We start from the raw sequence: 24,275 nt of genomic DNA, 5'->3' as shown, positions 1-24,275 counted from the left end.
GTGCTGGCGGGTAACCTTGGCGCCCGAAGCTTCTCCCGTCCTCGCTCAAGCCGTAAAGGACCCGATGACGAACCGTTACCCGCTTTGAAAACCGCGAAGCGGCAGCCGTTCAAAGAAAGAAAACCGTCGACTCCTGAGCGTCGCTTTTGCTGGTAATGAAAATCCCCGAAACGGAGTTTCGACGTGTGCGGGCGTGGCTTCCCGAAGCCTCAAGCCACGTTGCCGCTCTCGTAAAAGCGGGAGCCTGGACCCGCGCCCCTTCTGCTTTTGCCGGGAAAGGTCGGAGATGGGGATTACTCCGCCACCGGGCGATACACCCGGAAATCGTCGATCCGGATGTGGCTCCGAACGGTGCGAAAGCCGAACCACCCCTCGGTCAGCGGTTCGGGGTCGTCGAAATCGTAGACCATGGCACCGTCCCGCCAGAATTGAACCTTACTGCCGTCCGAAACGATCCGGATGTGGATCGGGCGGTTTGGCGTATGCATGAATTCCTCATCACGCAAATCGTGCTCCGGCAACATTGGGCGGGTCCCATCGCCGGGGTAGCGGCGAAAGCGGGTGGTCGTATTGCCATTGGCACCATAACCGACGTAGTAAAGGCGCATGCTGTGGTAGTTCCCGAAATCACCATTGCGCGCCTTGCCCGCAAACAGATCATCGGGGTGCTCGGGGTCGATCGCCATCCAAAAGCAGTTGAGGTCACTCACCCGGTCGTGCGGCCCACCCTGATCGACCATGGTTGCGGTATATTCGATCGCTACCGAACCTTTGAGCTTGGATTTAAACCAGACAGTGCACCCTTTCGGCGCCAGAATATCGAGTTTTCCGTCCCGGATCCTTGTCGCGCCGATCGGCCGTTGCTCCACCACCCACTGGGAGAGGTCGCCTTCAAAACCGTCCTGATAAAGCAGGCTTTCCGTTTGGGTTGGTGGTAAACCGCCCCTGGCGGCATCGGTACCGTCTGTCCCGGGATTCTGCGCTTCAAGGGGTTTGCCCAGCACAGAGGAAACAGCACATAGCACAAGTTGAGGGAACCATGCACAGCCGGATTGGGTGGCTGGCTTCATTTAATTCGAAAGTGATATGTTAAGCCTTTTTCGGTCTGAAAGGACACTTCGTCCTTCCCTTCTTTCATTATTTCAATGGACCGGCCCTTCGCATCAAAGACCGATGCGTCCCCAAGACCGGAATACTTTATGCGGCAGTCTTTACCGCTGCGCGATACAACGGAGAGCTGGCTGAGTCGGCCCGCCTCCCACGCCGCCGAGACTTCGAAATTACCCCGGGCAACCAAGCCGTCGAAGCTGCCGTTCTCCCAAGCCTCCGGCAGGGCCGGAATCACGTCAATGTGACCCTCGTGACTCTGCAGTAGCATTTCCGCCACGCCGGCCATGCAACCGAAATTGCCATCGATTTGGAAAGGCGGGTGCAGGGACCAGAGGTTCTCACCCAGTTTGTTGACGATAAATTTCCGGTAGAGTTCCAGCGCGCGCTCACCGCTTTTCAGACGCGCCCAGCAAATCATGCGGTGCGCCATCGCCCAGCCGGTCGTGAGATCCCCCCTCAGGTTCAGGGTTGTCGCGGCGGCTTCCATCCATTCGGGCTTTGAAGTGTCGATCAAAGTCCCGGGGTAAAGGGTGCAAAGATGGGAAATATGCCGATGATGGGGATCACCGATTTCACCGTAGGTGTTTTCCTCGCGGAACTCCTTGATCTGGCCGGAACTGCCGACCTGAATTGGATCGAGTCTCGGGATCTGCCGACGAATGACATCGAGAAATGGATCGTCCCGGCCGAGCGCCTCGGCCGCGCGCAGCACGTTGTTGTGGTTTTCCCAGACGAAGCCCTGGTCAAAAGTGCAACCTTCGGTGACGTAGTATTCCCCGTTTTCCAACTTAATCTCCGGTGATGCCGAGGGCTTGATCAGCAGGACTCCGTCCTCGGTTTCATGTAGCGCCTTGTCGAAGAATTTGCTCATTTCCAGTAGGGACGGATAACCGACCTCCCTCAGATAGGTTTCATCCTGAGTGAAATCGTAATGATCCATCAGCAATTGAGAGGTAAAGGCCCCCGTCCCGGGGCCAGAGTGCGTGGAGCGGCCGGAGATTTGGTAGGCGTTGGCCCCTGTCCCGAGGATCCATCCATTGTCCGCCGGATCGTCCGACAACTCGCCCGGTTTGATTTCTTCGATGAACTCTCGGGCAAAACGCCGGGCCTGGGGCTTGTAGGCTTCGAAATAGTTCAGGTAGGCATCAAAGGTTTCGGCCAGATTGGTGCTGAATGCGCCCCAGTAGTTCATCTGCACGTTGATATTGTGCCAGTAACCGGCGCACCAGGGACTCACCTCGTATTGCGTCCAAGCACCCTGCAAGTGGGCCGGGAGCGTGGTTTCCCGCGAGCTGGCGATCAAGAGGTAGCGACCATACTGAAAGAGCAGCTCTTCCAGATAGGGATTGTGGGCACCGTTGCGGTAAGCCTCCAACAAGCCATGGGTCGGAAGCTCGGACACCTGGGAATTCAAATTGACTGCAACCCGCCCGAAGAGGTCACGATAGTCCTTGAGGTGGCGGGCTTTCAAAGCGTCGAAACCGAGTGCCGTCGCTTTTTCGATTTTTTCAGCCACCCAGGCATGTGGATCGATCTCGGGGTCGAGCTTATCCTTCGGATCATTTAGGAAAATGTGCGGGCCTAGGATATAATTAGTATCCACGGCAACCAGCAGAGTTACGGCGTCCGCCTCCTCGATTTGGATACTGGATTCGCCCGTGAGGAGGCGTCCGCCTTCTGGCAGGACTTTGACCTGGATTTCAAAGTTCACCTGATAGTAGTCGATGGTGCCGGTCAGTGTGATCAAGTCGCCGTCAGCGGTCACGCTTCCGGATTTTGAATCGAGTTCGTTACGGGCATCGAGATAGGGAATTTCCGGACGCACGGTGAGCGACAGTGCTTTTGCCTCGTCTGCCGTCAGCCGAACGACCATCACATCGTCCGGATAGCTGGTGAAATACTCACGCTGATAGCCCACCCCACCCGACTGATAGCTTACAGTATGAATCGCGTCGTTGAGATTCAATGCGCGTCGATAATTCGTCACATTTTCATGCCCGATATCAAGGTAGAGCTCGGTCGCGTTGGTCGCGCCACCACGCCCGTAGGCACTGCCATTGGCAAAGGTTTTCTCCGAAAGCTGGATACGCTCCACATCGGTCCGGCCGAATACATTGGCTCCCAGCATGCCGTTTCCCAGCGGATAAGACCACCGCTCCCAATCGGGATCGAAGGGATAGCCGCGACCGGGCTTTTCGATCTCAAAGTCGTGCCCGCGGTTCGGGGCCGGCTGCCGCTCCCAGAGTTCGTAGGTTTTTTCGGACTGGGCCTTCTGAAAACTCCCGGTCAAGGAGTGGCAGCCGCAGAGAACAAAAATCAAACCGGCGCAGGAAACGAAGCTCATTCGAGCTAGGGTTCTGTTCATGGTATGTCTCATATTTGGTGTTCGGGATTCTTGTAAGGTTTTAAAATTATAAAAGCCATGGCCTTGTTCGTGCGGGATGTCACGGCAAGTCGTGTTCAGTCTACTTCCAGACCGAAACGCCGCAGAGCCCGACCTCGCGGCCGCCGAAGATAAACTCGGCGTCCGCCGGAGCGGGCACGGTGTAGGTCTCGTCGGAATAGTTGACGGCAATGCCGAAACCATCGCGATACTCCAGCATCATGCCCTCGGGCAAATCTTCCGTGGTGATACCGGCCTGATGGTAAACCTTTCGGAGCACGGCTTTCTCCAACGCAGCATTGTCCGTATAGGGACCAATGTAGGTCACCGTCCCCTGCCCCAGCTTGCGATGCGTGACAGCGGCCTTGCCCTTGTAGAAACTGTTTCCGTAAGTCGCCCAAGTTTCCGTCCCCGGCATGGGCTCGAGAATATCGCCCCAGATATTCCAGGTATAGGACTCATTTTCGTAGTCAACGGAGCCGTTTTCGGGGCTGGGGATGATATCGAAGGCAAATAGCTCGGCACCGATCAGTTCGAGAATGGGCTCGGCCCGGCGGGCCTGCCAAATCTGGCCGTCGCGGTTCATCTGACCACTGCGCGAAGCCAGCACCAAGTGCCCGCCCTTCTCGACATAACGCTCCCACTTTTCGATCAGGCCCTCGTCAAGCAACTGGTAGGCCGGGGCAACAATCACCGGATAATACGAAAAGTCCTCTGTCTCATCGATAAAGTCGACCGGTGCAGCGAAGGATTTAATGACCGGATAGTAATGATCGAAAACGAAGGTAAAATAATCCCACTCGTTGGAGAGCGGACGGCGCTCCTGCCGCCAGCGGTTATCGCGGCTGGTCATGATGCCGGTCTTGCGGCTCAAGTAATTCGCATCGGCCTGACGGGCGGGATCGTATTCCTTTCTAAGCCCACGGATCTCTTCGGCAAAGGTGGAAAAGTCGATCCCGCTGTAGCTCGTCGTCACGCCGTCCGGGTCCATGATGCCGTAGTGATACATCTCCGAACCATAGACGGGCTGCCGGAAACGGTAGGTGCAGGCAAATTCATTGCCCGCCGCATAAGCATGCCAAAGCCACATGCGCACGATGCCGGGCTCCAACAAGGGATTCGCCACCCGGCTCCAGTTGATCTGGCCCGGTTGCAGTTCCATAATTCCAGTGATCCCGCCGATCGGTCGGTAATAGTCGGCGGCCCGGACGATGTGGTGAGGCATGCCACGGCGATAGCCCTCTTCCCCCACTCCCATGTTGTAGGCGTGGGCCATGTAGGTCGTGTAGGAGACAAAATCGAGTTCGTCCTTGTGCAGCCAGGGGTCGGCGTCGCCCTGGTCGTTCTGGTAGTTGGTCGTGATCCACTGGTCCTCGGAAGCGTGTTTCCGGATGGTTTCCGCCTGGAGGTGGAGGTGGCTGGCCGTCTCGTAGGCCATGAAGCGGTCGTGATCGAGATGGTGGTGCGGATTATTCATGCCGAGACTGATCCGCGGCAGCGTGATCTGCTCGAAGTTGTTGTAGGTCATGCTCCAGAAAGCGGCCCCCCAGGCCTCATTCAGGGCATCAATCGTACCATATTTTTCCTTTAACCAGTTACGAAAGCGCTCCGTTGCATTTTGACTGTAGTCGACCGTGCCTTTGGGTTCATTGTCCAGCTGCCAACCAATGACGTTGGGATTCTTGCCATAGCGCTGGGCCAACTTCTCAATGATACCGAGACTGTATTGACGGTAAAAGTCACTGGAGAAGGAAGCCTGCTGTCGGCGCCCGTGCGCCAGGCGATTGCCGTCCTCATTCACCCGTAAAATCTCCGGATGCTTGGTCGAGAGCCAGGCCGGCGGCGTCGCGGTGGTCGAACAGAGAATGACCTTCAGTCCGTATTTCTCCGCAAGGTCGACCGCAGTGTCCAGCCACTCGAAATCGTAGACACCCTCTTCCGGTTCCAATGCCGCCCAGGAAAACTCGCCCATGTGGACAACCTCAAGGCCCAGATCGGCCATGTTCTTCATATCTCGCTCCCACTGACTCTCGTCCCAGTGCTCGGGATAATAAAACGCGCCCGTGGTGATAAGCTGTTCCGCGGGGAAAAATTCATGCTCCCCCTTAACCGCGAGAGGCAGGAGTAAGGAAATCAGAAAGAGAGGCTTAATTTTCAAAATCATAATAATGGGTAACAAGACATCTGGAAGGTTGAAACTTGGAAGCTTTTAATTATTAATCGAACCCTCTTCTTGCAAGGTATTAAAATACCATTTCCGCCCATTAAATGAAACGAACCGACACATAATTGTATATGATTAGACAATATTCGCTCTCCTTCGCACTGGGTATCAGCCTGTTGGCTACAAACTTTCTCAGCTCACAAAGTATACCCACGCAAGAAATCGCTGAAGAATGGAATTTCTATGGAAAGGGCTCCATTAACTTTCAGAACCGGATGCTTTACATGGAGGAAACCCCCGGGAGCAAAGGCGTCATGGTGGTCAGCCCGCAATCCTACGAAGGTGACATCATCCTTCGCTATGAACTGATGCCCATGTCTGCTGCCAGCGTCTGCGTCGCGATTATTTGTGCTTCCGACCCAGGCGAAGCCGAGTCACTGACTTTGCCGGAAAACTATGACGGGAGCATGGGACACTGGATTAACAGTCTGGATAATTATTTCTTCGCTTTCCACAACATGGCCCACGACCGTAAACCATTTGGCATGCGCTTCCCGACAAAGTCGGCTTTGGGAGAGCACGATGACAATGTGATGCGCAATGGTGAATTTCACTCCATCGAAGTCGGTCGCAAAGGAAAGAAGCTCTGGCTCTCCGTCAACGGCAAGCGGCTCTTTCAGGGTGTCGACGCGAGCCCGCTTCAGCTCGGCCACATTGCCTTTCGCATTCGCGGCATACCACAACAGCCCGCGTCCTGCCTGATTCGCAACGTTACGATCGAGCAACCGTAATACCACATGCGTCTCGCCTGTGACTGATGTCAGAAGCTTTCCTCACCTCAGGCCATGAGCCTGTCGAATGGGGAAGCCCGCCGAGCCTTCGTAAACCTCGCGCAAGTTACGAAACCATCCCGCCACTTGCGGGTGGCGCGAGCACGACACCTACTTAATGCTGGCATGCCGCGCATCCGCCCGCTTGGCCGACCGCAAAAGGAGAAAACTGACTCCAAGCAGCACCGCACTGCAGAAGAAGAACGCACTTCGACCTGCCAAGTCGTTCGGAATAATAACCATCAGCAGTGTCATGAACCCGCCGAAGATACCGGCCATCCAACCGATAATCCGGCACTGGGGGCCATCCAGTTCAGAGGTCATTTCGTCGGCTTCCACCGGTCGGTGGAGGTCGGACCAGAAGCGGTCCACCTCTGTTTGCCGCTCTTTTGAATAGCCCCGGTAGAAGAGCCGGGTAAAAAAGAACCACCCGGAAACCAACACAACATTCAACACCACGGTGATAATATAAAGATAGTCACTCTCCTCTCTTCCGCTCAGGTCGTGCCCGATCAGCCCCTCAAACCAGGGCGCCGTGAAGACGTGATTAATGAGGACAGCTGTCACGATGCCGACCAGGGCACAGCTCCAACCCGCCCAGTCGGGAGTGTTCCTGATAAAAAGGCAAAGGATGATGGGGACTGCGATCGGGACCGCGACGATGGCACCAAAGCTCAACATAATTTCGAAGAGTCCCTTGCCCTCGCCTTGATTGGCCAGTACTTCCAGATAAAGTGCAATACCGATGACGGCCAGCCCCATCACCAGACTGGCGATGTTACCGGCCCAGAACTGCTCCTTCTCACTCGAATTTTTGCGTAACACCGGCTTGTAGAAATTCACGATGAAGTAGCCGGCGTTTTTATTCAGGCCGGTGTCCATGGATGACATCGTCGCCGCAAACATTCCGACAATAAAGAGTCCAATCATTCCGTTGGGCAGAATATTTTGCGCCATCACCACGTAGGACAGCTCGCTGGGGTTGGCGAAGTCCGGCGAAACCATGCCGGCAATATCCGGATATATAATCGACGCCGCCATCGGCGGAATAAACCAAATAACCGAGCCCACGAGGAAAAGGATCGAGGCGAGCAGGGCCGCCTTCCGGGCGTGGGAGCTGTCCCGTGCGTTCAGGTAGCGGTTCGCGTTGGTCATCGAGTTCGTCGAGATAATTTGTTTGAGCAACACGGTCAACATCCAGAAAACGGCGAGAGCGGGGAGCGTCACGTCATTGCCGAATGCACTCTCGTGAGGAATTTGAGCGATTAATTCTCCCGGACCGCCAACCGCATGGAGGGAGAAGGCTGCGGTTACAATCGTAACCAGCATGAGCAATGTGAGCTGAATGAAGTCGGTCGCCGATACGGCCCAGGAGCCACCGACGACGGACACCAGCATGACGACAAGGCCAAGCGCGATTATGGTCGGAACAAGTTCAAACCCGGGAAAAGCCTGGGTGAAAAACTTACCAACCGCATTGAGCCAGATGGCGGCATAAATCAGGCCAATGGGGATATTCATCCACGTGTAGAACTGCTCATTGCCCTTGCCCAGTCGCAAGCGGATAGACTCGATCGCGGTCACCACGCGCGTTTGCCGCAGCATGGGCGCAAGCAGAAGATAGTTGATGAAGAAGCCGACCGCGTTGGCAACGAAGATGGTCAGTATGATCGGCCCGTCCACATAGGCTTTGCTGGCAGCACCGATGAAGGTCCAGGCGCTGAACTGCGTCATGAAGGCGCTGCTCCCCGTCATCCACCAGAACATCTTGCCACCGCCCCGAAAGTAATCGCTGGTGTTGGAAAGAAATTTCCGAAAAAGCACACCGGCCGCCAGGATGAAAATAAAATAAAGAGCAATGACCGTATAGTCGGCTGCAGTAATCATAGAGGAGTAGAGGCTTAGTATCGGGTGCGTCTGGCCGGCGAATAGTTGTCTGCTTATTTGACCGGGATCATACTACCCGCGGGTGCCGTTGCTAACGATTCTTCCTCAGTTTTGAAAGGGTTATAATTTGAAATTGGCCATTTGCCCTTGGGCTTCAACTCACCAAAGATCACTTTCTTTGCGGTGCGCAACCCTTCCGGCGTCAGATTCATATTTAAAATCACGCTTCCGGCTGAAGGGATAAGACCTCCGACTTCGTTAATACAGTAAGGCGTGTTGGTCATGAGAAGCACGGGGTAGCCTTTATCGATGAGAGTTTTCACGTAACTGTTCGGCTTCGCCTGACGGTCGTAAAAATTCGTACAAAAGATTACGTCGTAATCGTTGGCCTCGACAAATTCCACAACCGCCTTGTCTTGCTCCGGTGTCGAACTGAACTTGGTTTCGTAGGTCTGTAGCCTCGGCCAATCCTCCTCCATAATCTGGGAGAATAGCGCCGGGTGGTCCCACAGGTCGTGTGGTGACTTGATTGAGTTTTGCTGGTTGATGAGTAACACCTTCTTGTTTCGATCCAGCGGAAGCACCCCGAAATCGTCCTTCGGAACCAAAATCGCATTTTGAGCAGCGACTTTCGAAGTCTCGATGATCACCTCGTCCTTGTATGGTGTCGCCGCCTGCGAGGCATCGACCTTGCCGTGTTTCTCAAACAGTCCGTATTTCATCTTCGCACGAAGGACACGGCGCACCTTGTCATCAAGTTCGTCCGAATTAATCCGGCCGTCTTCCACCCATTTCCGAATGGTGTAGAACATCTCGCCGCGCCATTGATTCTCCGCCTTCATCAGAATCGTATCAATTCCGGCATCCAGTGCACGGGCACAGGCTTCACCTATTCCGTAGCGGTCAATCAAAGCACCCATGGTAATACTGTCGGAAGTGATCAGACCCTCGAAACCGAGTTCCTCCCGAAGCAAGCCGGTAACGACCTTGCGGGAAACCGTCGAAATATGATCGGGATCGATTTGCGGGTAAATGCAGTGCGCGATCATTATGGAATCCAGACCGGCCTCGATCAGCCTTTTATAGGGCAGCAGGTCGACGGCATGCAGACGCTCACGACTCACATCGAGTATCGGACAGGCATGATGCGCATCGGTAGCCGAATCACCACGGCCCGGAAAATGCTTGGCAGCCGCAATAACCCCGCCCTCCTGGTAGCCTTGCAGCATTGCGATTGCATACTCGGCAACCACTTCCGGATCATCGCTGAATGCACGAAAGCCGATCTCCGGATTGTTCGGATTGATGTTCACGTCCACAACGGGTGAGTGGATCATGTCCAACCCGGAAGCCTTCATTTGGATGGCAACACTGCGGGCAACGTCACGGGCGACATCAAGGCTGCCTCCGGCAACAAGCCCCATACAGGAGGGAAACTGCACCACGCCGCCACGCGATAGGTCTTTACTGGTATCGTTTTCCTGGTCGATCACCATGTGAAGAGGGATGGCAGGATTTCGCCTGGAAGCCAGTTCGCGCAGACCGTTCAGCATTTCCGCATACTGTTCCGGAGTACAGTAAGGCGGTGTACCCGGGTCGGCGATTTTCTGCATGGAGGGGACAAAATCATCGCCCAGCTCCTGCTTCTTTGCCTTGGAATCGGTAAAGTAGCGGAACATGCGCGTGAAAGGTGAAAGGCGAATGCCGCCACAATGGTAGCGTTCGATCGATTCTCTCAGTGCATTGGAAGGGATGCTACCGGACATGCCAACCACAACGCACTGCCCGATCTTTTGCTCGAGTGACATGGCATCAAGTATCTTTTCTATACTGTGGTCTTCGCTCATTATAAATAAGTCAGGTTAAAATTCTAAATTAGCTGTTTTGAAAAACCGGCTCTGAAAAATCGACCGCCTCATTATCCGGAACAAGCGTACCTTCAAATTCAGCTAATCTTTCCTGTTCGTATTCGCCGGTATAGGAGCCCTCGAAAAATCGGGCCAGGGCGACCCCGTAAAACTGCTCCCAGGACTCTTCTTCAGCACGTGGAATTATGGGGAAAAATGACATGCCGTGTTCACGCGCAGCCTCTAAATCACTCAGGGCATCTCCCATCATCAATGCACAGCCATCCGGGTAACCCGCTTCCAGCGCCTCTCTAAGTTGACAGGTTTTGCTGCCCTGCTCCTGCCCTTCGATTTTTGTGACCAGTGATAGTAGCCCGGCCTTCGCCCAGTCGTCTTCAAGCGTCTTACGGGAAGAAGATGAAATAACTACGATATCGGCATGCTCCGATGCCCGCTCCAGAGATTTCCGCACGTATGGATACACCGGATTCCCTTTGGACTCCATTATATCCGAATATAGCGAGTCACTTCGCAGGCTCCACTCCAGAACCTTGTCGAGAAAAGTGCTTTGCTTGGACTGATTATAATTAGCCAGCGCTGCGAAAGATAAAGCATTCCCGGAATGGACGTACTCCTGCAAATCCGCCTGCCCTTCAAGCAATACCTTCGCCTCATCCGACTGTTTTGCGAGTAAATCAAAAATCATGGCCAAACCCGCAAATCGGTTAATCCCGCGATGCACAGAATAAAGGTTAATCGACTCCGCGATGGAACAATACTGCGCCTCGACCGAGCCTAAATTCCATACCTCAATGGCAACCGGTTGAAAGACACGCTGGTGCTTAATAACCATTGAGTCAAAGACCGTTCCGTCGGAGTCAATTCCCAGGAAATAACGTTTAGGCGACATGAAATAAAAGCTGAATATAGAGTGAGTCGAATCCTTCAGCTACCGCGCTGCAATGCGAAGGATAGAGTTAATTTATTAAAATTAATAAGTATTATATTATCACGTCAACGTTTCTTTACGATCTCACACAAAGTTTCCATACGCCGCGGGTACGGAGGCACAAAGCGATCAGAATGAACGGGCTGCCGAATAAAAAATTTCGGAATCCTTCACCCAGAAAGGACGAAGGCCTTGGATGTTCTCCGGATGACTAATCGGAGGCTGCGATTAACGTGCCCGCTTGCGCCCCTTGGACGCTGCTTTGGGGGCTTGCCCGGTACTTTCTCGCACAACGAGCTCTGCCGGTAAGACGGAGTCAACGAAGCTGACCTGATTCTCATCTTTGACCTGAAGGAGACGCTCAGCGGCGACACGGCCCATCAATTCAGGCGAAGTCGAGGCTGCAGTAAGCGTCGGATGCTCTTCTTCGCAGACCCGTGTCGCATCAAAAGCCGTGATACTGATATCGTCAGGGACACGCAGGCCCTGGCTCGTCAAGTGGCTGACCACCCCGCGAGCCATCACACCGTTGAAACAAATCCATGCTGTCGGCGATTCGCCGTTGCCTGATTCTTTCAGTAATACCTCAGCCAGCTGACTTCCGTCACGACGATCACCGGTTTCAGCTTCCAAGCAATATTTGGTATCGAGAGAAGCGTTGCGAAGGTGCAGCGCACTCTGAACCGCCCTTAGCCGGGAGTTTGCCCGCTGCGATCCACAATTGCCTCCAATCCAGGCAAAATGCTTGTGCCCAAGATCCATGAGGTGCTGTACCATCAAATCAGCTGCCTGTTCTTCATTCGGGACCACCGAATCACAAAGCCCGGGATATTGGCAGGATATCGTCACCACCTTGGAGTGCAATTTCAGGATAGCTTGCAGAAACTCTCTCGTCACTTGCCCCAAAATAACCAGCCCGACAAATGCCTCTGGATTCTGCAGACTTTGCAGGCGTTTTGAATCAAGGTGCTGTTCCACACCCATGAAAACAAGGTTGCCACCCTCTTGCGTAAGGTACTCATGGAGACCGTGCTGCACATGTCCAAAAAACGGGCTCTGGCTGTAAAGTGTGGCTCCCTCGCGCAGAACGAGTCCCACGGAACGATTGAGAGCAGGCGTGGAAAGAAACTCCGTCGCGATCCCCTTAGGTCGATACCCCTGACTACGAGCATGTTCCAAAATTTTCTGACACGATTTCTCCGAAACACCTTTGCGGCGACCGTTAAGAACCATGGACACCAACGTCTGGGATACGCCCAGATCACGGGCAATTTGCTGTTGGGATACGCGAACTTTTTTCATCTGGTTAATAGTGATTGTTTGGATTCAATAAAAATAAGTTGCGGGAAGTAGAGATAGCAAGAACTGAAATAGTGCCGAGCACGCTGAGACGGCGTCTTAGGCAACACGTTCCCGGCATGGCATCACCGCACGTCTCCGCTACGATCTTTTATCGTCGAATTCCCAACCTGCTTGTGCGTCATCGCCCAGTGCGGTTAAATATGAACCACGAAAATAGAAAGGAAAGGCTTCAGCCCCCAAACTTTGGTGTAGACCCCGCTTGCACTTGTGGGGTCCGGCGTACTCTCCGATACGCCCGGACAGGTTTCGTTTGCCGGAACAAGTTCCAGACAAAGGCTAATGGTAGCACATCATATCGCGTCCAGGGATACAAGCAAAACGGGGATAGGATCCGGAAGAACTTCAAGTATCGGGCTGATGCTGTTGAAGAACAAAATAAGCTCTTATAAGAACACAGCGGACGCGACCTAAACCATACCCTTGTCCGCACTACCCTCGAGGATCATCAGCTACGAGAGGCAGATCAAGCGATCCGCAAGCGTTGCCTGAAGCGAGAGATCGAATTACATGGCCACTGGCAGAAAGTGAGGGCTTCTGAGAATTAGAAAAATCTTCGCCCCCAAATGGGAGGTAGCTATCGGCCAGAGCTTGAACTATGCCTTTTAGAGCAACAGGCAGGCGGGCATCATCCTGATCGTGGAAAAACCTACCGACTCGATCAGGCTGATGTCACTGATCCGGCACTTCGAGCTGCCGATTACGGTCTGGACGATTCACTGCGGGCCAGGCGGAAGATGAAAGTGTAGGAGTTGTAGGTGGCGAGTAACCATTCGGCTGAACCTGACATCAGGTTTCCCGTCTTTATCCCCCTTTTCGCCTCAGGCGATCTCTGGAGTTGTCAGATACGAGTCAATTGATCTTAAAAGTAAGTTTATCTTATGAAACGTGTAATGATTCTTATATCAGCCATGGCGGCAACCACCGCCCTCAACGCCGCCACCCTTAATTATGACGGCTTCTCCGATTACGACAATCTGACAAGCATTCCGTGGGTTGCCGGAAACTTCATGTGGGGTGAAATTGCCTCCGGCAACGGAACCGGAATCACAAATAACGGGTTCAGTTCCATCCCCAATGCCAGCCTGTTCACTTTCACTTTCGGCGACCTTGAGCTTGATGCAGCGAACTCGCAGTCGCCCGGTCCCTCTTCGCCGGGGTGGGAAGAATACCGCGAATTGGACAGCAACGTTCAACCGGTGGAGTTCTTTTACAACGGAGTCCTCTGGGCCACCGGATCTTTCGTCGACGACTTCCGCGTCGATGTGGAAAGCAACGATGATTTGAATGGAGTGGGAATGAGCGAAGTGCAGTTGACCGGTCATACGGCCGCCGGAAACGATTTCTATCAAGAGGTCAGCAGCCTGACAGGGGGTAGCCGAGTGCTGCAGTTCGAGAATAGTAACTTCGTTAACACCAGCGGACCAGATGGTTTCTTCGAAAGCGACGGAATCATGACGGCGGTGCCTGAACCAGCCAGTTTTGGCTTGGGCCTCGGCCTTATAGGATTTCTTCTGGCGTTGCGTCGCCGATGATTGAAGTTCTTCTTCGCGATCAATCGAAACTCACTGCGGAGTGATTGACCGAGTCGACCTAAAGATGGTCAAACGTCGATTCGAGCGTAGCGACAATCCTCATTTCTGATTGGAATTTGCTTTTGGCAAGGAGAGCCTGAACCTTGGCAATACGCAAGCGCTGCCGGAAGCGAGGGATTGAGTTGCCGAAGAATGGGTGGTGGCAGCGGGTCAGGGCTGGGACAACATAATAGTATTTTTGCGCCATCAAACTCATTTCTCCTATTAAAATTATACAAGCGTTTGGAGTTTTATGGCGCACCCACTACCTCGTCCGAAGGAAATTCCCGCTTGAGTTCCTCAGTACAGCCCTCACCCGTCGCTCCCAGCACAAACACTTCCCGAGTCTTCCTGCCGCTAGTCCTGAGCTGATACTCGATGCCCACGCACCCAAAAACCTCCGGGTCTTCACTGACCGCGTCTAGAATGCGTTTTCGCAACCTACTGTCCATCTGGCCAACACATTCCGGCCAGGGCCTCCAGCGAGTACCCAACCCGACCGCATACTCACCATAAATCAGAGCTTCCCTTACTTCAGCAACCCCCCTGGTTTTGCTTTGTGATGGCGCCCTCTGCATGAACCCACATCGGTTTGTCCACCCGAACAGGGATCACCGCGTTGGTCATCAGATAAAGGTTCTTGCTCGCATCTCGATGAATAAGACGCAAGCGGTGCGCTGCCTGTGCCGTCTCTGCTCCGTTCATCATTCGATCAACTGCCTGAACACGCTCATCAACATAACGCGTCGAGTCGAGAATGACTTCCGGCCCTACCTCAACAGAGCAAGGTTCCTGCTCAAAGCTCAGAGGGGTCGTGTCCTCCGCAAAGACAGCCATGGCCATGTGTTCCACCTCGATATCGAACATAGTCGTCCTTGTCGAAAGACGGCTGACAGGGTCGTTAAAGGTCACTTCAATAATATCCTTTCCGGAATAGATGTTATGGTAGCAGGGCCTGGTTTTTCCAACTTTCAACCCGATGATATAGGTTTTTAATCCTGAATTGAGAAATACCCGCTCCACCTACACCACCTCGGGGTCTTCAACATGTAGAGTATCCAGATAGCCACCGACAAACCACGGAATCGTCCTATGTTTGATGGACTAGGTTTCTTCACCGACCACCAAAACGAACAGGATCCAATGGCAGGTTGATCAAATCTTTGTGCTTCTCATTTTCACTGTTTTTGCCTGAATACAGACATGATAGTGGGTATTGACCTTGGTACGACCTTTTCACTTGTCAGCTATATAAATGCGACAGGTACCCCAACCTTGTGCCCGGCTCAGAATGACAATAAGCGTTTTCAAACGCCTTCTGTTGTGCACATCGGTGAGCGAGGCTGTGTGATAGGCGATCTGGTTGAGGAAATTCTTGATGAGGAGCCAACCCTATCCCACTGCCGATTTGCCAAACTTAGCATGGGTAAAAACGGGGACCCGGTCTATTCGGACCATAATTCGCAGTCATACTCACCTGAAGCCATCTCCGCTCTAATACTGAGAAAACTAAAGGAGGATGCAGAAGCTGCGACCAGTGAGCTGATCACAGGGGCCGTTATTACTGTCCCCGCAAATTTCAACGAGGCCCAACGAGAGGCGACCGTTAACGCTGGCCGTCTTGCCGACATCGCTGTCCTTGGACTGGTAGAAGAACCTTTGGCGGCGGCCACTTATTTTGGCCTCGATACCAAGAAAGGGGAAAAGCTAATTTTCGTCTTCGACATCGGTGGCGGCACCTTTGACGCTACTATTCTTTCCGCTACCCCGGAGGGCCTCTATGCTATCGCCACGGAGGGCGCTGACAATATCGGCGGCAAGAACTTTGATGAAGTTATTATGGACATTGTTGCGGAGCAGCACCTGGGGCAGTTCCGTGCAGACATCCGTAATGACGCCGAAGCCATGCAGAAACTCCGCCTCTTTGCTGTGAAGGCTAAATTAGAGCTGTCTGATCCAAAGAATGACGTCATCAGTCGCCCGCTCATCTTAGGCGGCCGCTCCATGCGGGTCACTTTCAGCCGCCAACAATTTGAGGAGGCTGCCGAGCCGTGGCTGGAGGCATGTGAGGAAGTCTGCGAACGAGCTTTAACCAATCAACATCTAAGCTGGGATGACATAGACGACTTGGTACTTACAGGAGGTTCCAGCTTAGTACCCTGCATAGAGCGTAAGGTTCGCGAGATGTCCGGTCTTCCTGCTACGCGTATCCGTCGCAAGCAGCCTCACGCTTCAGTCGCATTCGGCGCAGCCCTCCTTGCTGAACAACTCTACGGCGACAAGCAGACTGCCGCTCCACCACTTAAACAGATTGTCACTTCCAACGAGCTCGGCATCCGTGTTTTTGATAGCGAAAAAAAGAAGATCATTTTTCATCCAATGATCGAAAAGAACGTGCCCGTGCCGACTTCCTTCAAGCAAACCGTCTATACCCGTAAGGACGAGCAGACGACGGTCTCACTCGAAATACTACAGCGCAAAGATCCCTATACACCGGCCGAGAGCCTTGGTAGTTTCGATTTCGGCCCCATCCAGAAACCTGAAAAGAACTACCCGGTACAGGTTCACATGGGATATGACGACGCTGGACGCGTCACAGTCATTGCCAAGGACGGGCGCACTGGCGAATCCGTTGAGCAACAGTTTTCAAAAGGCAGCGACTCAGACCTCTCAGACACCTACAAATTCATGCAGCAGATTCAGATAAAATATTAAGCGGGTACAGGTTGGTGAGAATGTAACCTGGTGCTAACAAATCAGTTATCCCGATCGAAGCTTAGCATTAAAGTAAATTAGTAGCGTCGCCTCACTTGCACTCGACTAGAAACCAAGGACTTCACAGGCTTCAGTAAATATAATATCTAAAGAATTCTCATAAAGTAAGTAATATAATTTAAAATACATTGATTAGTTCTGTTTTCGCTCAAACGTGGTTGGCCAAATGACACTTTCAGCCTTATTCCCTTGAGGATCTTTTACATATTTAGCAGAAAATCCTATTATCGTAAACGTGTCCTTTCCAAATGATTCTGATATCTTTAATTCTTTTACTCCCTTAGGATGACGAACTTCGACTTTACTAATATTCAAGCCCCAACCACCGTTAGTGTTACCATAAAAATTAGCTGAAGATCGTGCCTCTAGATTAAGGTCTGAACGATTCTGCAAATGAATCACGCCAGCTTTTGATATTGAAGAAATCGGAAGTTTAAAATCGAAAGATATAACAGAGAGTACGCGCGCGCCAGAACGCCCCCCATTCCTAATTCGTGATGCCCCTGAAAGCTTTAAAACATTATTCGCTTCATCAAAAACAATTTTTGCGGATCCATCTTCGTCACCATCGTTATTTTTGTAAATATATTCTCCAGCCATTTCTCTGGCTCGCAAAATCCTAGGATCAATTTTCTTAAGATCTATAGTGATGCTGGCATTTTGGCCTGACCTCAGAGAAACTGAATCTGTATTATCGTAATAGTCAGTCATTGATCCGCTGACTTGATATGCCTCAGGAGGGAGCAAAAGTTCGACAGGTCCGCGACCGATATTTTCATTTCTAAATGAGATAGAACCGCCAGATGGCACTGTATCCACCATCATTCTGCCGTAATCAAAATTTTTCCTAAGGTTGACATTATCATTGGTCGGAACATTCACCGACAAAGACCCCCAGTTCGTATAATCATCAACCATCCTCAATTGATAGTTACCGGATTTAACTTTTTTATTGAACGGAGTTTTACCGAGGTTGGCAACGATTTGACCAGAAGCGTTCACCTGCAACACCTCAATACTAGAAGGATCGGTTTCAACCCTGAGCCCGCCATAACCATAGGTCCAATGAGCCTTCGCTTTGTGATCTTTCTCAACCACGACTGTCGTTTGTGCATCCGGCCAGTCAGCACGCTTCAACAGGTAAGCGTATTGCCCGGCAGGAAGGTTTTTAAATGTATGAGGGGTCGTTTTGCCAGTTGCGGTAAATCGCACTTTCCCCTCACCATCTAGATAGGCACTGAAAATTTGCGCCCCGCTAGGCTCACTACTCACAAGGACATCACCCGAAGCAAACTCATATTGCACAGGGATCTTCTTATCCCGCACAACCCGAAACGTTCTGGAAAAATCAGGCCAGCCTTCTTTTTGCATAACAACACGATAAGAACCGGTCGGTAAATCCGCTTCCACCGAAGGTGTTTTGCCCTGGCGCGCTTCGAAGGGCTGACGCGGCGGAACATCCGCCTTAATCTGATTCAAGACATAGGGTTGTCCGCTATTTTTAGTCTCAATGACAAGTGCACCATAGCTCTCCCTCAGGTTCTCATCAACGGAGGTCACACGGTCCTTGCTGACTTTGATCTTTTTGGTGACCGGATTGTAGCCGGTCTTTTCAATTCGAACTGTATACGTAGCAATCTTCAGGCTGGCAAAGGTTGCCGGCGAAAGCTCTGTGCCAATACCAACTAGTGTGACCTCAGCCCCACCCGGCACTGTTGTCACCTTCAGTCCACCACGGGCCTTCTCCAGCATCGACTCAAGGGATTCAAGCGCGAGCTGTGCTTTCATGTTCTCAGGCTCAAAATCTAAGATGGACCGGTAAGCATCCATAGCTTCAGACCAATCTTCATCGTCCTTTGCCATCTCAGCCTTTGTAAAATGCTGATTCACAGCATACTGTATCGTCGACTCCAGCCGCTCCAATTCACGACTCGCCTCCGGATGCCCCCCCCATACTGACAATGCCTCTGCATAAGCCTGTCGTGCTGCAGGCAATTCACTATTCTCTTCAGCCGTCTTTCCCGCCCGAAAAGAGAGGTCAGCCAGCTCCCGCTTGGGCAACTCGAGCCGGAACCACCAGTAGGCAAAACCACCTGATAATAAAAGTAAAATAAGAGCCATCAGGATGAACTCTTTTTTATGGCTCGGCTTACTCCCACCCGAGCGCTTACCCGGAGAAACAGGCGTAGCAGCTTCATTTCCTGATGAAGGAAGTTCCGCATCCACCTTAGGCGAGGAAATCACACTCTCCTGGCCTTTATCTGGAGCTAAGCTCGGCAGCAGACCACCATCCTCCGACAACTCGATTAGCTCAATCGCTTCCTCCAATTGCTTAACAGCCTGACGGTATTTCTCCTTCAGGCCCGGCGTGGGGGCCTTAGCCAGCTTAGCCTCCAGCGCTTGTTGCTTCTTTTTAAACGCTTCGTGGCGCTCAGTTTCACTTACCGTTGGCTCAATGCCAAGGATTACGTAGGCTTCGTCGGGAGTCATCTTCTTGTTAATGCTTTTTAACTAGCAACACTCCTTAGCTGCTGCCGCGGCGGCCTTACATGCCTCTAAAGCCTCTTCAGCAGCTTTCTGCGCAGCTTCTGCCTCTCTCTGCGCAATCTCTGCTTTATTCTCTGCCGCAATGGCTTTATCCTGAGCGTCCTCTGCATTATGCTTGGCGGCTTTTGTATCCTCGTACGCTTGACTTGCTTCTCTCTCCAGCGACAACATTCTCCTCAGGACGCCCAAGGCCTCCACATGCATTTGTTCAATCTCACGCAGCAAATCCTCGGAATTCTCTTTCGCGATTAGGGCTCCCTCTTCCCAGTCATTAGCCTGCGCCTCATATTCTTTTGCCAGCTGCGCGCTCTTCTGGGAATCTTGCTCGTAAGAGTCTGCAGCATTCGCGTGCGCATTGGCATCACCCTCCCTGGAAAATGCGCGCGAAGCTGCGGTCGAAGCCTGATTAGCTGAAGTCACTGCTTCAGCAGCCTCGCCATAAGCACGTCCAGACGACGCAGTTGCCTCCTGCGCTTCCAGCTTTGCCGTGTTGGCAAATGCACTTGCATTTTCCGAATCTTCACGGGCCTGATCCGCTTCGCGACGAGATTCATCAGCAGACTTTTCAGACTTGCTTGCAGCCCCATCAGCAGCATCCGCCTTATCATAGGCACTTCGAGCCGATTCCTTAGCGGAATCAGATTCTGTTTCCGCATCGTCAGCACCAACTGTAGCACGAGCCGATTCCTCATGAGACAGATCTGCGCCACTCGCTGCTCTGGCCGATTCTTCATCTGCAAAATCTGCTGCATCTGTTGAACGTGTCGCTTCATCTTCAGCGCGAGCCGCTTGATCTTCAGCCCGCAAAGCATCCTCACCCGCAAGTTCGGCTTCGTCCTCAGCCACAGTTGCAGATGCCTCCGCAGCACTTGCCTGCTCCTGGGCGGTTTCAGCTGCGGCAGTAGCAGACTCAGCCTGCTCTTGAGACCTTTGCGCGGACTCACCGGCTAGTTCGGCTTCTTCTTTCGCTGCTTCTGCAGAATCGCTAGCAACCGACGCTGCGTCCTGAGCAGTTTCCGCTGAATGTGTAACATCCCCGGCTTCGGTTTGCGCCTGATCTGCGGCTGCCGAAGCCTCTCGCGCTTGATCCTGAGCGATATCAGCACTCGCCTCTGACTGCTGTGCCTCGACTGAGGCTTGATTTGCACTGCGTGTGGCCTCATTCGCAGCAGTCTCTGCAACCCCCGCACTTAAAGCGGCATCACCCGCCTGTTGATCCGCAATATTTGCACTTTGATTACTTTGAGCCGCTGCAGCATCGGCAGTTGCGGCACTTTGGCTCGCATCCTGGGCGTAAGTCTCAGCCGCACTGGCAGATTGATCCGCAGTTTGTGCACTACCTGACGCACTTGCGGCACTCTGACTCGCGTCTTGAGCCGAGGTATCGGCTGAAGACGTGGATTGTGCCGCAGTCTGGGCCGAGGTATCGGCTGCGGTCGCCGATTGAGCTGCGTTCGTGGCAGAGCCCGCAGCCTCCTGAGCAGACAAATTAGCATCCTGAGCAGATTGTTCCGCCGCAACCCGTGTGGCTTCCGCAGCAGCGGCATCCTGCTCAGCTGTCGTCGTTTCAGTTGATTGGGGTTCGGCCATGGTCAGATTAATGATTTAAAATTATAGGAGAACAGCTTTTCAAAGGCCAAGTATCTATAAGTGTTACTTTACTGTAAAATTAATGCCAATAATAAATGAATAGTGCCACAAAAGAGTTCAAGCCAACATTATTCGATCGGCAAACTGCACTCGCAGAAAAGACTTCAAGCGCAAGTTTTCGCCGTTCATGTGTCACCAAATCTTATATAATTAACGCATGGGTCACCTCTAAATTATCGCAATGGCACACAGGATCAGGCCTTGGGCGGCTTAAACTCACCTCGGTTGAAACGCTCAATCCAATCGCCAAGCCACTCGGCTTTAAGCCGATCGAGGCTTCGTTTTTCGTTACTTAATTTTTCGGACTGCCGAATTGAATCTTTTAGAACAAGGCTGCGCTGATCGATTTGTCGCTGCTGATCAGCCGACTTGCGCTTTATTTCATTAAGCTGTTGGTTCTGCAGGTTATCCGCGCGCTCAAGCGCCTCAGCTATCTGCTTCTGAGCTTTTTTGGACTGTTTTTGGTAATGTTGCCCCAGTAAATTTTGTTCCTGCCGCAGCACATCAGACATAATGCGGCGCAATTCAGAAAAGAGTCCTTCGTGAAAACGCTCCACTTCACGATCCAGCGTTTCGGCCTCTTTTTTACGGAAACTGATATAGGTGTAGAAGAACCCAAGAACTAGCAAGGGGAGCATAGCGGCATAGAGATAACTGCGAAAACTGGTCCCGCCACCCCCACTGCTACCACCGGAAATTGCAGAGATCCCCGTAAATACCATCCCCATCATCATCAGGCCCATAATACCCTGACGCGCGGATTGAAAGCGTTTCATCAGGGTGGGTTTATCCATATCACCACGATATTTAATTTCTGGACGTGCGATGGCTTCGGTAGAATCCCAGATTTGCCGTTCGTCTATCGGATCTAGGCTGAGCTTCGTACGAAAACCAGTCATTTCCTCCAAATCTTTTTCGACCGATTGGACCGATAGCCCAATACCTTCCCCTAAGAGTTGTATATCAGCTTGAATACGTTGCTTCCCGAGACGGGTAATCAATTGGGTGTAATCAGCCCGGGTTTCATCATTAATTCGGAGCTTAATCTTCGAGCCCGCCATTGTCTGCTCTATGTCATCCGCTTCGAATCGGTCGACCTCATTTCGCAAAGCCAGATAGATTTCTCCCTGAGGCGAGAGTTGTCGTTTCGCCTCCTGCTCCAAAGACTGACGAATGCTGTCGTACTCATCAGAAATTCGAGATCGAAGATCCTCAGCACTGCGCCGCAGCGTGCCACGCTCGCCTGAACCGGAATCCAGCTCTCCCTTCACTAACCGGGCTTTGCTATTCAGTCGCTTTAGCTGCTGTTGGAGCTCGTTGAGCAATAGGTCAAAACCCGACTCCAAACGATGTGCTCTTCGGGACTCGAGAATAAATTGACGCAACTCACTCTCGGGATTGGTCAGCATTGCGAGGCGACCGGAAAGGATAGAGGATTCGATATTGACGACACCCAGCGATAGATTGACACGCCAGTTCTTCCACCATGCGGACTGCACTTGCTTCGAGTTGGTACTTTCCTTCGGTGAAACTAAAAGGCCCTGAAAGCCAATCATGCTGTTCAGCATGATCTGGAGCGCTGAAATTTGCTCATCAGTAAAAGAAGAGCCTGTATAGCCTGCCAGAAACAGCCAGTCCGCTTGGTCTGCTAAGGTAGAAAGAAGGGCCGGCTTCTTAACGATACTATCTATCGAATCAGGGACGAGCAGGCTTAAACCACTAAGATGCGCCGGAGCCTTTAGCTGCAAACGCAACGGATCCATCCACTTGGGATTGTCCTCGTCGTGTAATACATGAGCATCCTGCAATGCAGTGACGAATGAATCTACATCGTCAAATTCCAGGCGCTGCTCACCCGTGTCCATCTGAAAGCCACGCTCCTGCAGCACAACTTCACTGTAACCCAGTCGCGAAGGTACAAATACTTTACAGACATTATACTCCTGCTCAATCAGAGATGAAAGTGCAGCATAAGTGGTCTCTGTATCAATACCGATGACTAACGCTCGAATCGGAGTAGACTTTACCGACTGCTGCAATGACTTGAACTCATTTGTAAATGGAGAATCCGCCTGACCCGCCTCAAGCTCTTCCGCAAGACGCTCTCCACGCTTAGCAAGCTCATTTATTTTACGATTAAATTCAGTCGCGTGCACGATAAGCATTAGTTTTCTTAGCCATTAGTAACAAATCTCCAGACAACCAAGGCAAGAGAAAGATTTGAGTTTATCCTTACAAAATACGCCTCTGAGCCTTTACCCCTAAGACTTCCTATTCTTCACGAGCAAACAAAGAGAGTTCAATATTTAGTCTGCCTGAGTCGAGCGTACGGGCCTAACATCCAGAAGGATGCAGGCCTTGATCTTGAGTGACTACGAGGTCAGGCACACAAGCAGGATCTTTATCGCTGTGCTCATGGTCGATCCTTTCTCCTTAAACGCGTCACCGTAATTAGCGTAAAGGCCCCGATCAGGGAACAGGCAACAGAGCATCCGCCGATCCAGAAGATCGCGTCGCTTAGGCTGTTAACATCAGCTGCTGGAGCTGGCGGCGGTGGAGGAGGATCGTTACCATCAAGCATCAAGAGACTGGTGACGACCGTCAGGCCGCCAGCGACAACCCAGGGCATCATTGGGAACCTCCTTCCGTCCAGAGTGAACACTCGGCGCGGTAGCTGCACCACGAGCAGTGCATACCCGGCTGGGGATAGAAACGCTCGTGGTAGATTCCGTCCACTGCGGCCATCGACATATCCAAGGCACGCTGCTTCTCGCGAACGGTGGCAGGCATCAGACGATGGATGATCACCTTCGGAGTTTCGGTCTTCGTCAGGAAAACCAGTTCGCGGCCTTCTACCCGTTCACCGGCAGCCAGATAGGCTGAGTGCTCCAAAACAGAGAGTAATCCGCCGATACACTGAAAGCTCCATCGGATCGCCGCGAACAAACTCAGCCGATTTAATGATCTGCTCTTTCAGGTCCTCAATCATCTCGACCTCTTTCTCGGTCAGCGTTTAGAGCTCCTCAAAATACTTGGGCAGATTCTGGCCGTATAGAGGGTCCGCTGCCTTGGCTGTCCCCGATGATTAACAAGATAGGTCTAGCAGGATACGAAGTGATCGAGGTCTCTAGCAAGGCTGATGTTTACGAGTTGCGGGTTCGTTTGCGCGAGGAGCCGAAGGAGTGTCCTTGCTGCGGGGC

15 protein-coding genes are annotated in these 24,275 nt (G+C 52.4%); 3 read left to right on the top strand and 12 right to left on the bottom strand.

Features of this window, described 5'->3' with window-relative positions:
- Positions 1-293: 293 nt before the first annotated feature.
- From DDZ13_RS11040 to DDZ13_RS11030, 3 genes are all read right to left on the bottom strand, one after another.
- Positions 294-1,070 carry a DUF6250 domain-containing protein gene (locus DDZ13_RS11040; RefSeq protein ID WP_110131513.1) on the bottom strand — a complete coding sequence of 259 codons (777 nt, stop codon included), beginning with the start codon at positions 1,068-1,070 and terminating at the stop codon, positions 294-296.
- Complete coding sequence (locus DDZ13_RS11035; protein ID WP_158279896.1) at positions 1,067-3,475, bottom strand: glycoside hydrolase family 95 protein; 2,409 nt, start codon at positions 3,473-3,475, stop codon at positions 1,067-1,069. The genes DDZ13_RS11040 and DDZ13_RS11035 overlap by 4 nt, the downstream gene beginning before the upstream one ends.
- A 100-nt stretch (positions 3,476-3,575) precedes the next feature.
- A complete protein-coding gene (locus DDZ13_RS11030) occupies positions 3,576-5,657 on the bottom strand; it encodes a beta-galactosidase (protein ID WP_199221105.1) in 2,082 nt (693 codons plus the stop codon).
- A gap of 131 nt (positions 5,658-5,788) precedes the next feature.
- On the opposite strand from DDZ13_RS11030, the gene DDZ13_RS11025 reads away from it, so the two are divergent.
- Positions 5,789-6,448, top strand: a complete 660-nt coding sequence (locus DDZ13_RS11025; RefSeq protein ID WP_110131511.1) for a hypothetical protein — start codon at positions 5,789-5,791, stop codon at positions 6,446-6,448.
- Between the two features lie 150 nt (positions 6,449-6,598).
- Here the strand turns inward: DDZ13_RS11025 and DDZ13_RS11020 are convergent, their stop codons facing one another.
- The 4 genes from DDZ13_RS11020 to DDZ13_RS11005 all read right to left on the bottom strand — a co-directional run bounded on the left by DDZ13_RS11020 (position 6,599) and on the right by DDZ13_RS11005 (position 12,472).
- Positions 6,599-8,374 carry a sodium:solute symporter family transporter gene (locus DDZ13_RS11020; protein WP_110131510.1) on the bottom strand — a complete coding sequence of 592 codons (1,776 nt, stop codon included), beginning with the start codon at positions 8,372-8,374 and terminating at the stop codon, positions 6,599-6,601.
- A 53-nt stretch (positions 8,375-8,427) separates the two neighbouring features.
- Positions 8,428-10,221, bottom strand: a complete 1,794-nt coding sequence (locus DDZ13_RS11015) for a glycoside hydrolase family 3 protein (protein ID WP_110131509.1) — start codon at positions 10,219-10,221, stop codon at positions 8,428-8,430.
- Positions 10,222-10,249: 28 nt separating this feature from the next.
- On the bottom strand, positions 10,250-11,131 hold the full coding sequence (locus tag DDZ13_RS11010; protein WP_110131508.1) for an HAD family hydrolase: 882 nt from the start codon (positions 11,129-11,131) through the stop codon (positions 10,250-10,252).
- A 267-nt stretch (positions 11,132-11,398) separates the two neighbouring features.
- Positions 11,399-12,472 carry a LacI family DNA-binding transcriptional regulator gene (locus DDZ13_RS11005; RefSeq protein WP_110131507.1) on the bottom strand — a complete coding sequence of 358 codons (1,074 nt, stop codon included), beginning with the start codon at positions 12,470-12,472 and terminating at the stop codon, positions 11,399-11,401.
- 950 nt (positions 12,473-13,422) lie between these two features.
- Between DDZ13_RS11005 and DDZ13_RS11000 the strand changes: the two genes are divergently transcribed.
- Entirely contained in the window at positions 13,423-14,064 is a 642-nt protein-coding gene (locus DDZ13_RS11000; protein ID WP_158279895.1) for a PEP-CTERM sorting domain-containing protein, read from the top strand.
- A 573-nt stretch (positions 14,065-14,637) separates the two neighbouring features.
- Here DDZ13_RS11000 and DDZ13_RS10985 read toward each other — a convergent pair.
- Positions 14,638-15,126 carry a hypothetical protein gene (locus DDZ13_RS10985; RefSeq protein WP_146209347.1) on the bottom strand — a complete coding sequence of 163 codons (489 nt, stop codon included), beginning with the start codon at positions 15,124-15,126 and terminating at the stop codon, positions 14,638-14,640.
- 180 nt (positions 15,127-15,306) lie between these two features.
- On the opposite strand from DDZ13_RS10985, the gene DDZ13_RS10980 reads away from it, so the two are divergent.
- Entirely contained in the window at positions 15,307-16,818 is a 1,512-nt protein-coding gene (locus DDZ13_RS10980) for an Hsp70 family protein (RefSeq protein WP_110131502.1), read from the top strand.
- A 192-nt stretch (positions 16,819-17,010) separates the two neighbouring features.
- On the opposite strand, the gene DDZ13_RS10975 is transcribed toward DDZ13_RS10980, so the two are convergent.
- The 4 genes from DDZ13_RS10975 to DDZ13_RS10960 all read right to left on the bottom strand — a co-directional run bounded on the left by DDZ13_RS10975 (position 17,011) and on the right by DDZ13_RS10960 (position 24,021).
- A complete protein-coding gene (locus tag DDZ13_RS10975; RefSeq protein WP_110131501.1) occupies positions 17,011-19,368 on the bottom strand; it encodes a PEGA domain-containing protein in 2,358 nt (785 codons plus the stop codon).
- Between the two features lie 21 nt (positions 19,369-19,389).
- On the bottom strand, positions 19,390-20,913 hold the full coding sequence (locus tag DDZ13_RS10970) for a hypothetical protein (RefSeq protein ID WP_146209346.1): 1,524 nt from the start codon (positions 20,911-20,913) through the stop codon (positions 19,390-19,392).
- Between the two features lie 356 nt (positions 20,914-21,269).
- Positions 21,270-23,231 carry a hypothetical protein gene (locus tag DDZ13_RS10965; protein WP_146209345.1) on the bottom strand — a complete coding sequence of 654 codons (1,962 nt, stop codon included), beginning with the start codon at positions 23,229-23,231 and terminating at the stop codon, positions 21,270-21,272.
- A gap of 472 nt (positions 23,232-23,703) precedes the next feature.
- Positions 23,704-24,021, bottom strand: a complete 318-nt coding sequence (locus DDZ13_RS10960; protein WP_158279894.1) for a PD-(D/E)XK nuclease family protein — start codon at positions 24,019-24,021, stop codon at positions 23,704-23,706.
- Positions 24,022-24,275: the final 254 nt, after the last annotated feature.

It is taken from the genome of Coraliomargarita sinensis, from assembly GCF_003185655.1.
GTDB lineage: Bacteria > Verrucomicrobiota > Verrucomicrobiia > Opitutales > Coraliomargaritaceae > Coraliomargarita_B > Coraliomargarita_B sinensis.
The sequence above is the reverse complement of the archived record's forward strand: the minus strand, read 5'-3'. Positions and strand labels throughout refer to the sequence as shown.